This window comes from Pseudobacillus wudalianchiensis (genome assembly GCF_001685015.1).
Taxonomy (GTDB): domain Bacteria; phylum Bacillota; class Bacilli; order Bacillales; family Domibacillaceae; genus Pseudobacillus; species Pseudobacillus wudalianchiensis.
In genome coordinates, this window is the sequence record NZ_MAYT01000027.1 from 399,560 (window position 1) to 412,125 (window position 12,566).

Here is a 12,566-nt window from a genome sequence, read left to right on the forward strand (position 1 = left end):
TATTCAACTATTCTTCTCCGTTAAAACAGATTATGGCTGCCAGGCGGAATTCAACATTTTTCATTCATTTCCAACTGATTGGGTCATCGAAGAAACTATTTGAGAGTTCCAATCTTTCGGCTTTATATTTTTATTTATCCATTTCTCTTGGGGGGCTTTATATGGAGCAGCAGCGATTAAATGATTATTGTGCCAACTGGCTGCTCCGGAACGAATCATTTCATCAAGCAGAATTTGAATAAATTCTTCTGGCTGAAGCTGAAAAGAGCAGCGTGCAAAATCTTGGAACCAACCACATTTTAGTAAGTATGGATTGATTTCTTCCTTTGCCAATCCATTTTTAATCATTAAGGTAAATGCAAAAATCCTCTTGCAGGCATGCCACGATACCTTTTCTGGTGCCTTAAGCCACTTGTCGAACCGCGCCCTTGCTGCATCAATCGAAGCACTAGGATTCTCTATGTAAGGTCCATGACCTGAATAGGCCTTTTGAATTCGAAGCTTAGACAACCGCTCCAAACTTTCCATCGATCGTTGGATAGATGCAACCCCCTCTCGAAAGATATTTAACCATCCAATATCATTGTTGTGAAAGAGATCCCCGCAAATTAATATTTCTTCTTCAGGCTCATATAAAGAAAGATGCCCTAACGTATGTCCCGGTGTGTGCAGGACTTTCAAGCTGCTGCTTCCAGTCTCAATCTCATCGTTATCAGACAGCATGATATCAACTTGATAGGGTTCTATAGGTTGATCTAACCATTCTGCACTACAGGCTTCACGGTCACAAGAATTAATTAAGTGGGCATCCCATTTATGGGCAGCGATTGTAACACCGTAATTTTTTTGCAGATGATAATTACCTCCTACATGATCACTATGATAATGCGTGTTCACTATAAGAGGTAATTCTTCGGGTGAAACGCCTGCTTCTCTAATTAATTGCTCTGTTTCTTCTGCATCACTCCCGAAGCCAGTATCAATTAGAACCGGGAGTTCATCCTTAATAAGGATCATGTTTGCACTCGGAAATGTTCTTTCCAAAAAAATAATATTGTATTTTTTCAAAAGCTACTCCTCCTTAAATTCAATTATCATTATACATAATTGAGTGAATATTTAGAATATAACCACCAATCAGATTTCAGAAAATGTTTTTCAGCTTCTCCATTCTGTCGCATGTCTACCGCAATTTTTGTTTTCGTACGAACAAAATAAATAAAAACAAAAAACCCCACTGAAGACATGACCATCCAGGGGATTTTCGTTTTAATTTAATGGATCTCACTGCACTAAAGCACCTGTTCGTTTAAACGAGAACTTTAATAATGGTTAGCCTCTCTAGAAAACAAGGCTAAGAATTATTAGCAAAGATAGGTATTTTCAATTAAAAGCAAAGACCTGATTTTCGCTATCTTTTTTAGTCCTGATTGAACCATAATTGCTCTTTGTCATCAACATCGCCGTTATAATTAATGAGAATCTCATCTCCTGCTTTGATATCTGTGTAAGCATAGAAGTCAAATGTGTGATTTTCAAAATTAATCTCATACGTTGCATTAGGTTCATAAGAATGGTTAAACAACATTCCATAACCAAGAAGGATCGCAGAATGATTGATCCCATACTCAAAAGCGTAATCAGCAAGTAAAGTTTTCTCAATGTGTTGATGTTGGTCATTTGGATAAGAGATGACCGGTGCTTCATGGAAAAGCTCGCCTTTTTTGATATCGCGTGTAGCAAATACTCCTCTATTGAACTCTCCGTCACTTATTGGGGATGTTTTCACTTCAATCATATTGTTCGCCTACTCACTTTTAAAATATTCTTTCTAACTGTAACATTCATGTTCATCCGCCGCCAAATGCCTTAACGTGACGCTTTGGGCGGCTGGCATACATCACATTTTCGTTGGTGATTATTTTTAAATTTCGTAAATGTTTTTTCAAATTGGCTGCCACATGCACATTTAAATTGTAACTTTTGAGAGAAACCGTGATATTCCGTCGTTAGCAGCTCGCTTTCCGAGTTGTTCTCAACAAATTCCTTAATTTTACCGATTGTCCATCGTTTATTCATTCGCTTACACCTCCATCTTTTATTGCTAGGCGGAGGCTTTTCTAGGCATCCGTTCAATTATGAGCCAAAGTCATAATAATCCTAAGTTTCTCATTATATCATGAGCTGTCGTACAATGAAATAGATCGTTATGTTAGCGTCTTAATACATCCTCTATTGTACTAAATGTTAGTTGAATGGCAAAAGAGGACAGAACATTCTGCCCTCCTGCTTCTATATGGATCTTTTCTTTTGTACGGTGACGACCATAACACCTATCATAATGAAGAAACCACCAATAAAAAAGTTCACATCCAACTCTTCTTTTAACAAGAGCCAGCCTAAAAAAGAACCGACCAGCGGCTGGAAAAAGAAAAACAATGAACCGATTCCAGCATCCATTAAATCCATCCCTTTATTCCAAAGAAAAAATGCCCCAGCAGTTGAAACGATCCCAAGATAAAGAACTCCTAAAATAATAAACACGTTTTGATTCTGTATAGGATGCGATTGAAGTTCCCATATCATGGCGGGCGTAGTAAATAAAAGGGCAAATAATACAGCATAAGTCGTTATGGTTAATGAGGACAAACGTTTAGAAGCAACCTTTACATAGATAGATAATAACGCCCAAGTGACGGCAGCCCCCACTAGTACGATACTTCCTGTTAAATAGCTTCCTACCTTTGTATCCCAACCGATGACAACAATCACACCAACTGTTGCTAATAAAACAGAGGCAATCTTTCTAACGGTCAGTTTTTCCTTTAATATAACTCTTGCAAAGACGACAATAAAAGCTGGTGTAGCTGATGTAATTAAAGCGCCCGTGTGTGCATCAGATAACTTCGTGCCAATAAACTGGAAGGCAATGGATACGAAGTAACCTATGAAACCAATCCAAGCTAGCAGTAACCAATCCCTTTTCTTAATCACTGTTCGCTGGCCCTTTTTTATATGAACTATTTTTAATACAGCAAACAAAACAACAAACGCTATCACATACCGCATCCACACTAACGTTAAAGGTGGGATATACTCTAATACATATTTACTGACTACATACATGCCGCCCCACATACTGGCGGCTAACGATAAACAAAGTGCTCCAATTAAATTTTGTTTCATTTATAATACCTCCGTCTCTGTAAAAGGGAATTTTAATAGAACGTTCCCTAAGACGAGGCATGATGTTCAACTTAACTATTCATCCCTCGACTTAGGAATGAATAGCTGGCTGGTCATTTTCAAAAATATCTAAATACAATCTCATTACTTCATCCTCCTATTTGTATTTTCTTAATTTTAACATATTTCCATTAGTAAGATTACTTCATGCATACTTAGTCCATAACACTGAACCATTAGCTAAGCAACTTTAACTAAAAGGACCTTACTCTTCCTCAGATCAACGCATCTGTAAAAGAATGTTACAGCAAAGATTAAAGCTATAAAGGAACCCATTGATCACTGATTTAGAATCATCAGACTTTATACATTAAATGAATTTGATTAGCGATATAATCTGAACTAAAATGCAGTCCCTTCTTGATCCACCACATAATGATGCCTACTAATGAAGCTGTCTTAATATCAATTGCAACATAATCATCAGGCAAATTCGCTTTACTATTCTTCCTTCTTGTTTCTACCAACTGCTTGAGCAATAAAAACAATTGCTCCTCAAATTGATTAATATTGAATAACGTAAGCAGGTAATCTCTATTGCTATATAAATAATCTAGTAATTGTGTTAGCTGCTGTTTTTCTGACAAGTCTTCCAAATGGATGAAAGCAACAATTTTATCAGATAGCTCCTTTAAAATCGCATCCGTGATCTGTGTAAGTAAATCTTGAATATCCTGATAGTGTAAGTAAAACGTTGTCCGATTTAACCCTGCTCTGGCTGCCACTTTCTGAACCGTTAAATTAGATAAAGCGGCATCTTCTCTTAAGAGAGAGAAAACAGCCTCTTTAAACATTTCTCTTGAACGAATGGTACGCGGATCTTCTTTTTTAGATGTAGACATTTTATGCTCCTTTATCGATTTTCCTTTGACTTTCTCAACAACCGGCATTTTCTATGTAGATTAGTGAACATTTTCAATAAAACTGTTCATGGTCAAGGCAAATAGTGTTTGTTACTATGAATTTTATCGACACAGTGTTGAGAATTCAAGTCTGGAAAAAAGGAGTTTACAAATGGTGAAGGAGATAACGGAAAGAAATAAAAAGATCTTACTAATTGTTCTGATCGCCGGCTGCTTTTTATCGACGCTAAATCAGACTTTATTAAATGTGGCATTGAGTGATTTCATGGATGTATTTCATGTAACGCCTGCAACCGTCCAATGGCTGTCAACAGGCTTCATGCTAGTAAATGGTGTTTTAGTGCCTATTACGGCATTTTTAATGAAACGTTTTACAACAAGACAGCTATTTATTAGCTCAATGGTCTTTTTACTTATCGGGTCTGTACTTTGTGCTTGTGCGATAAATTTTGGCGTTTTGTTAACAGGAAGAATGATTCAAGCCATTGGTGCCGGCATTATTATGCCTCTCATGATGACCGTTATTTTATATTTATATCCTAGCGAGAAGCGTGGAAGTGTTATGGGGACAATCGGCTTTGCCATAATTTTTGCACCAGCCATCGCTCCTACATTATCTGGCTTTATTATTGAATATGTTTCCTGGAGATGGTTGTTTATTGGATTAATCCCATTTTTATGCATTGTCATTGTTCTTGCTTTCAACTATTTAATGAATGTGGCAGAAACAACAAAAGCAAAATTAGATATCACAAGCGTCCTATTATCAACGATCGGGTTTGGCTGCATGTTATTTGGGTTTAGCAGCGCGGGAAGCAAGGGATGGGATAACCCTATAGTTATTACCACTATTGTTGTCGGCATCATTGTGACAGCTCTATTCTGTTTACGTCAAATGAAAGCTAACGATCCATTATTAAATTTACACGTATTTAAGTATAAGGTTTTTACTCTCACATCGTTCATCAATGTGCTCATTACGATGATTATGTATGCAGATTTAATTCTTCTGCCCATTTACTTGCAAAATGGACGAGGTTTTACAGCATTTGAAGCGGGGTTACTTTTATTGCCTGGAGCTATAGTTAATGCCTTCTTATCCCCTGTCACAGGTAAAATGTATGATAAGCACGGTGCTAAACCACTCTTTATTACAGGATTACTGTTTGTCATTGTCTCCATGTGGGGAGTCATTGGCCTAACCGAATCCACAACTTATGTATATTTAATGGCTCGTACCATTATTTTACGAATTGGCTTAAGCTTCATTTCTATGCCTTTAAATACAGCTGGGTTGAATGCTTTGCCAAGAGAATTAGGTTCACATGGTTCAGCCGTCAATAATACCATTCGTCAATTAGCGGGTGCTATCGGCACAGCCGTTGTGGTCACCGTGTATACGATTCAAGCAACCCCACATGCTGCTGAGTTATCTATGGAAAATAAAAGCATGACAGCTGCACAGCTTGCAAAATTGGCTTCGATCTTTGGCTCAAGTCATGCCTATGTATTTATGTTAGTCTTTTCTTTTGTAGCATTACTATTTTCATGTTTTATGCCGAAGAAAACAGCCATACAAAAAAGCATGCCCGAAAAGGCTGTCGTCCAAAAAAGTCAAAGTTAGTCATTATAACAGATTGATCTAACATCCTTGTTCAGTAGATTGAAAATGAAAGCATATCTGAGGCTTTTCGGGTACGCTTTATTTTATACCTATAAAACGAGATAGACTTATTCTAATTACCAGCAGACGCCTATACAATTAGAATAGTTATTAGGTTATAATAAGAATCGTCTCCTATTTTTAATTGTAAAGGAGGTTTTAACGTGGCTAAAAAGTCTATGATTGCTAAGCAAAAACGTACAGCTAAATATAAAGTTCAAGAATATACACGTTGTGAGAAATGTGGAAGACCGCATTCTGTTTATCGCAAATTTAAGCTTTGCCGTATTTGCTTTAGGGAACTTGCCTATAAAGGACAAATTCCTGGAGTAAAGAAAGCAAGCTGGTAATCAAAAAAAGCCCCCGGTTTAGGAGGCTTCTTTTTTAAAACAAATGTAGATTTTTAGTAACACACAAATAATTAGAATAAGCATGATCCTCATCAAAGCGATATATATTCTGATATCAAACTTTTTATAAAGCTTTGTTTCATAGTGAAGAGCAAGACATATGATAACAGCTCAAACATCTATTGCTTTTTTATTCTCCCTTCAACTTCTTTAGACAGTCCTAGTTATTCATTGCTGCAGTCATGAACTTTTTAACTAATTGTGCCTATATGTAACATTTTCCTCTTTCTTTAAACATCCGTTACCTCTTTTTACGCAACGTTACAAAAAAGTAAAAAACGTCATTAAAATTTCCATATACACGGAAAAAGATACAAATTATAATGATTAAAAAAGTAATATAGAATCACTTCTTTTGTCATAAGGAAAGGACGATCATTGCCATGTCTTTGGATCATATAAAGAACATGTTAAAAACTATGATGTTTTATGGCAACAGTCAAATTACCCAAACTGTTTCCAAAAATCAAAAAACAATACTCTCTGTAAGCTATAAAAAAGAAAACAACATGTTTGAGATAACTTATTTAGAACCAGCTGCTATTGAAACTCACAGCGACGTGGATTCTACCGCTTTAGCAATAGAAGAAGCTATACACTCTCATGTTAAAACACCCTCATAGGCTAAAGAAATTTCCTGCTTCTAATAAAATTCGGAGCTGCAACCCTATTAAAGTACCCAATTAAATACTGCCTTTATTTCTTCTGCTCATAGTATGAAAAGAATATTCACCAGAAAAACGGGTATAAGATAACAAACTTGTCTCATTTCACAACTACCACTAAGAGTTCTTTCGTTCGCTTTTCTGCAACAGAGAAGTCTTGATGGGAGGGGATGAAATGAGAAAAATTTATGGCATCGAAAACTTAATCGCTTACCTTTCTTCAGTAAACTTTCCGCTTACTGAAGAAAGAATTAAGGATCTAATATTAAACCGAGAACTGCCACATCATAGAGCATTCCAAAGCACCTTCATTTTTAATCTAGATCACATTGACTGGTGGATAAGCCAGCAGCGATTAAAGCCATAGATTAGGATGGGTCCTGCTTTTTAGCAGGGCTCTGCTAATGAGTCTTTACTTCATATGCTGTACTGCTAATCTATTCAAAAATCAAAAGCCTTGTCTGCTCTTAGCTTAATTACATCAGCAGAGTATACAGGAAAGTATATTTCATAAATGAAAAAGACCAAGCTCTAGAAAAACCTAAGCAAATTATCATTTTTCGAACGCTAGTATGGTTCTTGTTTTTTAGATTATTATAAAAAGGGCACCAAACAATAAAGCAGCTGTGCACTGCCTTAGAGTTTTAGTGCCCTTATTTTTTGTGGAGCTATTGGTTAATCTTCAATAAAATACACTTTTTCTACTTTCCAATGAACTGGAATACCCTCCGCATGAAATGCAGGAAAGTATGTATAGACAAACTCTTTCATTTGTTCCTCTGTTGGATATTCATCAAAATGATGACTCTTAAGCAAGTCCATACAAACAATTTGAAATTTGTGCTTTACTTTGACTTCTTCCATTCATAGTTATCCTTTCCCACTCTACTATCCAGTACCTTCTCTACTCTTCTATTGTTAATATAATACAATAGACCTCCTTTTCCTAGGAATACACAGTCCTATATACCCAATTAATAGAACCTCAAAACTATCTGCTCACATTTTTTCACTGAACATCCAATCTAAATACCTAACGACTATTTGATACAGCCTATATTTGATGGCGGAAGCTTCATCTTTATCTCGATCAAGCACTATTTTCTGTTCGTCAAAATGAAAAAGAGAGAGTTATTTCTCTCTCTTCGTGTGCCTTTTCCCAAAGCAATAACCTATTTTCAATTTTAATTTAATGGATGTTACGCTTTCTGAAATTGCCGCCTTTTACCTCTGCTACGTCATATACCGTAACAAAGGCATCTTCGTCAATTTCATGGATGATTTCCTTTATTTTGCTTTCTTCTAAACGGTTAATCACGCAGGTGATTTCCCTAAACTTTTCATGGGAATAGCCGCCGTACACTTCATTATATGTAGCACTTCTGCCTAACCGATCACGTATTGTCGTTACCATTAGTTCTGGTTCAGTCGTAATAATTTTAAAGGTTTTCGATCCGCTTAATCCTTCTTCAACGATGTGAATGACCTTTGAAGCAATATAATAAGCAATGGCCGAAAGAATAGCCCCCTGCAGACCAAATACCGTTGATACAAAAATAAACACAAACAAGTTTAAAAAAAGGATGAAATCGCTTGTCCCAAACGGTAATTTCCGAGAAAGCAGGACAGCCAGCATGTCAATCCCATCTAATGCTCCGCCATTACGCAAGGCCAACCCCATTCCAAAGCCGAGAATAATCCCTCCAACAACCGTAACTAATAAAGTGTCTCCTTCAATAATAGCAGGAATATGATGCATGAGACTCGTGCCAACGGCTAGTGAAGCAATCCCGACAATCGAATAAATGGCAAAGCTTTTACCAATTTGTTGATAGCCTAGCCAAATAAAAGGAATGTTCATAATGGCAATGAGAACGCCTAAAGGCAATCCGAATAACTTGGACCCAACAATACTGAGCCCCGTCACCCCTCCATCTGATACGTTGTTTGGAATTAATACTGTTTCTAATCCATATGCTGCAATAAATCCTCCTATTATGATCATTAATCCCCGTAACATGATTTTTAATTGATTGGGATTATTCTTTTCCATTGAACTCATCTAATTCCCCACTTCCAGTATTTTTTCTTTTTTAAATTTACCATAAAATTCTTCTTTCAATATTCTAAAATATTTTAGCCCTAAAAAAAACAGCGCTGTTCATTCGTTTTTCTTTCTCAATCTGTTCAATCAGATTAAATAAAGTCAAAATAATTGACAAAAAATTTAATTTATGCTATAATTTACAATTAAATTATAATGCCCTATAATAAGATTCTCCTGGCCAGGGGAATCTTATTTTGTTTTATAAGGGAGCGGAAATAGATGAATCAGAATGCAGGAAGTTTAACTGCCTTAGTATCAGCTTTTAGCCGTGCTTATCACAGCCAATATGATTCACCCATTGTTTTTGATGATTTTATTGCAAAAGATCTCATTTCCAAGAAAGAGTTTGAAGAGATTAGAGAAAACATGATTCAAGGCATCCATGTGTTCAACAAAGAGATTGCCCAAAAGTTTAGTCATCATCCAGAAGAGGTTTTAAAATGGGTTACACAGGTCCAGCTTTCCCCTACTCCCTTAGCACGAGCAGCCTTTTGTGAAAGAATTGTAATGAACGAATTGAGATTAGGATTAAGCCAATACGTTATTTTAGGCGCTGGATTAGATACTTTTTGTTTTCGTTATCCAGAACTAGCAACAAAACTAGAGATTTTTGAAATCGACCATCCTTCTATGCAGACGTTTAAAAGAGAAAGACTGGCCGATGCACAACTAAAAATTCCAGCTAATCTTCACTTCATTCCGATGGATTTTACTAAACACTTTTCTGACGAAGGATTAGTAAAAGAAGGGTTTCAATATCAGAAAACCTTTTTTAGTTTGTTAGGGGTCTCCTACTATTTAACTAAGGATGAATTAAAACATTTCATGCAACATTTATTTATGAATCTTCCATCAGGCAGCTCGATTGTATTTGATTATGCAGACGAAACCTTATTCCATGAAAAAGGATTATCAAATAGGGTGGAAAATATGCTGCAAATGGTCGCTGTTAGCGGAGAACCGATGAAATCCTGTTTTTCCTACACTGAAATGGAGAGATTCTTAGCGGATATCGGTTTACTCATTTATGAACACTTATCACCTGCGCAAATTAATGAACAATTTTTTAGTCACAGAACGGATTATTTAACTTCGTTTGAAACGATTCATTACATTCATGCTGTAAAAAAATAACGAAATAACACTGTGCCGCTCAATACGCAGTGTGATTGAGCGGTTCTGCCATCATCCACTGGTTCTTTACTTTTTTAACACATAACGGTCCTCACACTTCAAATTCCATATTATGTTATAATTAACCTGAACAAGACTTATGTAAAAACGTTCGAGAAGCTTCTTAATAGCATTCACTTAAAGATCAGAAGGGACTGAACTATGCGCGGATATCAATATTTTTAACCACCCCAAAAACTTCAATCGGAGGTAAAAGTATTGATGAAAGAATTGTATACTGAAAGGCTATATTTAAGAAAAATGACTGTCGACGATGCATCTAGCTTGTTTAAGATATGGTCTGATCCTGATGTGACTCGATTCATGAATATCGATCATTTCACAGAGGAAGATCAAGCAAAAGACATCATTATGTATCTTGATGAATTGTCTCAGGAGAACAAAGCGGTCCGTTTCTCAATCATTGAGCAGCAATCTAATCAAATTATCGGTTCCTGTGGATACAACTTTCTGGATTTTGAGAATGCTAAAACTGAGATCGGATACGATATCGCTAAAATCCAATGGGGTAAAGGATACGCGCCAGAGGCTGTTTCAGCATTAGTAGACCATGCGTTTCATTCTTTAAACTTTAATCGAATTGAAGCGAAAGTAGAGCCAGAAAATATCAACTCCATTAAAGTCTTGCAGAAGTTAACCTTTACTTTCGAGGGAACGTTACGTCAATATGAGAAAGTAAAAGGGAAATTCATTGATCTCAATTTGTATTCGAGACTTAAATCAGATTAGTATGTTTGTCTCGCTAAACTGCAGGCAAATTGTGGCTACGTTAATGATTAAATAGTCTTTGACCCATTGTGCAGCCGGCTTTTCATTTCCTATTTTTGATTTGGCTGCCACTACCTTCTCATGTTAGACCTTTTATTACTTTATGACACAAAAAGCCGACTGATTTTTAATAAACCAGTCGGCTATACGCAAACAGAAGAAAAAGCAAATTACTTCTCTTCCCAACCAATCACAACGATTAATGTATACAAAACCTATATAAATGAACTTTCTAAACTAACCTCAAAAGCGGTCTAGCATTACATGAGCGAAAAATTCTTCTCCAATACTTGCGTTAAGACATGGTTTTACCGTCTTATCTCCACTTCTCATGTTCAATACATTATCTACTAAAATTTTTTGGTATTTAAGTTTAAACGGTTAATTTTGATTTTTAACAAATGAAAAACACCGAATACTGGATCGGTGTTCTCCACAATCAAAAGAGCCTTCACAAATCAGCTATTTTAGCGATTTTGATTTGTTCGTTCTTTTTTAGCTTTAGAATCATCTAATTCATTTAATTCACGAGAAAATTCTTCATCCACTTTGCCAGGAGGTATTTTTAAATTTTTTGGTGTCTGTGGCAAAGAACTTGAGTTGTTGCCGCCTGTTTTATGATCATCTCTTCCCATCATAAAGCCTCCTTTTAAATAATATCGTTCTTTAAAAGTATGGCTGAGTCACTTCACTTTGATGTAGGCATTCTTTAAATAAAAGGTTTTTCATTTGCGGCTGCGATTTATCTAAGCTATAACAGCTATTCCTCTTGAATAAATTTCACTGCATCATACCCGCAACGATGGCAGTACATTAAATGTGGACAAATCTGATCTTTCGCTGTATTAGGATAGCCGTCTCCCATCTTTACCGTTTCTTCATCATTGTAATGACCGTATGGATCTAAAAAATCGGATACCTTGCCTATGTCGTCTAATCGAAAATGGCACTCCGGACAGCGCAATTCCAATTCCTTAAATGCATTACATAAAGGACACATTTTCATTCGAATCACCTCTTTGTGCTTTCGAATTTAGTATCCATTTTTTAAACGATAATATGTAACCTGTAGTCAAATGCAAAACAAGTCCTTTTATCTCAACTAAACAACCAGCTAACGCTATAAATCAAAATACTTCATGCGCTGTTCTGAATTCTCCTATTTCTTTTAGGCATTTTGTCATTTAAAATGATTATCAATGGAGGATTTATCAATTATGAAGGAAGAAAATACATTCACTAAACTGAAAAACTATGCAAAAAAATTAAAGCAAAATTTATTTGTGCTTTACCTCTCTTACAAAGACAATCGAACCCCTTGGTATGCTAAAGCTGTAGCTATTTGCGTTGTTGCCTATGCGTTTAGCCCAATTGATTTAATCCCTGATTTTATTCCCATTTTAGGTTATTTAGATGACCTGATCCTTGTACCCATGGGAATTGCGCTCGCTTTAAAGTTGATCCCCGCTGAAGTCATAGAAGCGAATCGAGCAGCGGCAGAAGAAATGAAAAAGAACCAAAAACCTAAAAACTGGTTTGTTGGTATTCTCTTCATCCTCGTTTGGATTTTACTTGCGGTTTGGCTTTACAGGTTAGCAATCAAACTTTTTTATTGAGAGAACACCCAAAACCTGCCTGATGAAAACGCCA

At 36.2% G+C, this 12,566-nt stretch carries 16 protein-coding genes; 7 read left to right on the plus strand and 9 right to left on the minus strand.

The features are described 5' to 3' along the window. Positions 1 to 60: 60 nt before the first annotated feature. The 5 genes from A8F95_RS15175 to A8F95_RS15195 form a co-directional block, all read right to left on the minus strand. Positions 61 to 1,068, minus strand: coding sequence for an MBL fold metallo-hydrolase (locus A8F95_RS15175; RefSeq protein ID WP_065411276.1), 1,008 nt, complete (start codon positions 1,066 to 1,068; stop codon positions 61 to 63). 352 nt (positions 1,069 to 1,420) lie between these two features. Then, entirely contained in the window at positions 1,421 to 1,798 is a 378-nt protein-coding gene (locus A8F95_RS15180; RefSeq protein WP_065411277.1) for an SET domain-containing protein, read from the minus strand. A 71-nt stretch (positions 1,799 to 1,869) separates the two neighbouring features. Next, entirely contained in the window at positions 1,870 to 2,079 is a 210-nt protein-coding gene (locus A8F95_RS15185; RefSeq protein WP_065411278.1) for a hypothetical protein, read from the minus strand. Positions 2,080 to 2,292: 213 nt separating this feature from the next. Beyond that, entirely contained in the window at positions 2,293 to 3,186 is an 894-nt protein-coding gene (locus tag A8F95_RS15190) for a DMT family transporter (RefSeq protein WP_065411279.1), read from the minus strand. A gap of 356 nt (positions 3,187 to 3,542) precedes the next feature. Further along, positions 3,543 to 4,088: a TetR/AcrR family transcriptional regulator gene (locus A8F95_RS15195; protein ID WP_065411280.1), complete on the minus strand. Its 546-nt coding sequence runs from the start codon at positions 4,086 to 4,088 to the stop codon at positions 3,543 to 3,545. Between the two features lie 88 nt (positions 4,089 to 4,176). On the opposite strand from A8F95_RS15195, the gene A8F95_RS15200 reads away from it, so the two are divergent. From A8F95_RS15200 to A8F95_RS15215, 4 genes are all read left to right on the plus strand, one after another. Continuing rightward, a complete protein-coding gene (locus A8F95_RS15200) occupies positions 4,177 to 5,733 on the plus strand; it encodes a DHA2 family efflux MFS transporter permease subunit (RefSeq protein ID WP_141676281.1) in 1,557 nt (518 codons plus the stop codon). 203 nt (positions 5,734 to 5,936) lie between these two features. Continuing rightward, positions 5,937 to 6,122, plus strand: a complete 186-nt coding sequence (locus A8F95_RS15205) for a type Z 30S ribosomal protein S14 (protein WP_065411282.1) — start codon at positions 5,937 to 5,939, stop codon at positions 6,120 to 6,122. A gap of 449 nt (positions 6,123 to 6,571) precedes the next feature. Continuing rightward, positions 6,572 to 6,805 (plus strand): hypothetical protein, encoded by a 234-nt coding sequence (locus tag A8F95_RS15210; RefSeq protein ID WP_176713724.1) that lies wholly within the window; start codon positions 6,572 to 6,574, stop codon positions 6,803 to 6,805. A gap of 217 nt (positions 6,806 to 7,022) precedes the next feature. Then, on the plus strand, positions 7,023 to 7,214 hold the full coding sequence (locus A8F95_RS15215) for a hypothetical protein (protein WP_065411284.1): 192 nt from the start codon (positions 7,023 to 7,025) through the stop codon (positions 7,212 to 7,214). Between the two features lie 308 nt (positions 7,215 to 7,522). Here A8F95_RS15215 and A8F95_RS22620 read toward each other — a convergent pair whose 3' ends face one another. Together A8F95_RS22620 and A8F95_RS15225 are read right to left on the minus strand one after the other, a co-directional pair. Beyond that, entirely contained in the window at positions 7,523 to 7,669 is a 147-nt protein-coding gene (locus A8F95_RS22620) for a hypothetical protein (protein ID WP_176713725.1), read from the minus strand. A 367-nt stretch (positions 7,670 to 8,036) separates the two neighbouring features. Further along, on the minus strand, positions 8,037 to 8,909 hold the full coding sequence (locus A8F95_RS15225; RefSeq protein WP_065411285.1) for a YitT family protein: 873 nt from the start codon (positions 8,907 to 8,909) through the stop codon (positions 8,037 to 8,039). Positions 8,910 to 9,173: 264 nt separating this feature from the next. On the opposite strand from A8F95_RS15225, the gene A8F95_RS15230 reads away from it, so the two are divergent. Together A8F95_RS15230 and A8F95_RS15235 are read left to right on the plus strand one after the other, a co-directional pair. Continuing rightward, on the plus strand, positions 9,174 to 10,088 hold the full coding sequence (locus A8F95_RS15230; protein ID WP_065411286.1) for a class I SAM-dependent methyltransferase: 915 nt from the start codon (positions 9,174 to 9,176) through the stop codon (positions 10,086 to 10,088). Positions 10,089 to 10,346: 258 nt separating this feature from the next. Further along, positions 10,347 to 10,877, plus strand: coding sequence for a GNAT family N-acetyltransferase (locus A8F95_RS15235; RefSeq protein ID WP_065411287.1), 531 nt, complete (start codon positions 10,347 to 10,349; stop codon positions 10,875 to 10,877). A gap of 506 nt (positions 10,878 to 11,383) precedes the next feature. Here A8F95_RS15235 and A8F95_RS22150 read toward each other — a convergent pair. Further along, positions 11,384 to 11,554 (minus strand): YfhD family protein, encoded by a 171-nt coding sequence (locus A8F95_RS22150; protein WP_342669961.1) that lies wholly within the window; start codon positions 11,552 to 11,554, stop codon positions 11,384 to 11,386. Positions 11,555 to 11,676: 122 nt separating this feature from the next. Next, entirely contained in the window at positions 11,677 to 11,922 is a 246-nt protein-coding gene (locus tag A8F95_RS15240) for a hypothetical protein (RefSeq protein ID WP_065411288.1), read from the minus strand. Positions 11,923 to 12,133: 211 nt separating this feature from the next. On the opposite strand from A8F95_RS15240, the gene A8F95_RS15245 reads away from it, so the two are divergent. Continuing rightward, positions 12,134 to 12,532, plus strand: a complete 399-nt coding sequence (locus A8F95_RS15245) for a YkvA family protein (protein ID WP_065411289.1) — start codon at positions 12,134 to 12,136, stop codon at positions 12,530 to 12,532. The last annotated feature ends 34 nt before the right edge of the window (positions 12,533 to 12,566 follow it).

Excerpts from the sequence above, each read along its gene's own strand:
- A8F95_RS15180 (WP_065411277.1), bottom strand. The coding sequence starts at position 1,798 with ATGATTGAAGTGAAAACATCCCCAATAAGTGACGGAGAGTTCAATAGA.
- A8F95_RS15185 (WP_065411278.1), bottom strand. The coding sequence starts at position 2,079 with ATGAATAAACGATGGACAATCGGTAAAATTAAGGAATTTGTTGAGAAC.
- A8F95_RS15190 (WP_065411279.1), bottom strand. The coding sequence starts at position 3,186 with ATGAAACAAAATTTAATTGGAGCACTTTGTTTATCGTTAGCCGCCAGT.
- A8F95_RS15195 (WP_065411280.1), bottom strand. The coding sequence starts at position 4,088 with ATGTCTACATCTAAAAAAGAAGATCCGCGTACCATTCGTTCAAGAGAA.
- A8F95_RS15200 (WP_141676281.1), top strand. The coding sequence starts at position 4,177 with ATGGTCAAGGCAAATAGTGTTTGTTACTATGAATTTTATCGACACAGT.
- A8F95_RS15215 (WP_065411284.1), top strand. The coding sequence starts at position 7,023 with ATGAGAAAAATTTATGGCATCGAAAACTTAATCGCTTACCTTTCTTCA.
- A8F95_RS22620 (WP_176713725.1), bottom strand. The coding sequence starts at position 7,669 with ATGGACTTGCTTAAGAGTCATCATTTTGATGAATATCCAACAGAGGAA.
- A8F95_RS15225 (WP_065411285.1), bottom strand. The coding sequence starts at position 8,909 with ATGAGTTCAATGGAAAAGAATAATCCCAATCAATTAAAAATCATGTTA.
- A8F95_RS15230 (WP_065411286.1), top strand. The coding sequence starts at position 9,174 with ATGAATCAGAATGCAGGAAGTTTAACTGCCTTAGTATCAGCTTTTAGC.
- A8F95_RS22150 (WP_342669961.1), bottom strand. The coding sequence starts at position 11,554 with ATGATGGGAAGAGATGATCATAAAACAGGCGGCAACAACTCAAGTTCT.
- A8F95_RS15240 (WP_065411288.1), bottom strand. The coding sequence starts at position 11,922 with ATGAAAATGTGTCCTTTATGTAATGCATTTAAGGAATTGGAATTGCGC.
- A8F95_RS15245 (WP_065411289.1), top strand. The coding sequence starts at position 12,134 with ATGAAGGAAGAAAATACATTCACTAAACTGAAAAACTATGCAAAAAAA.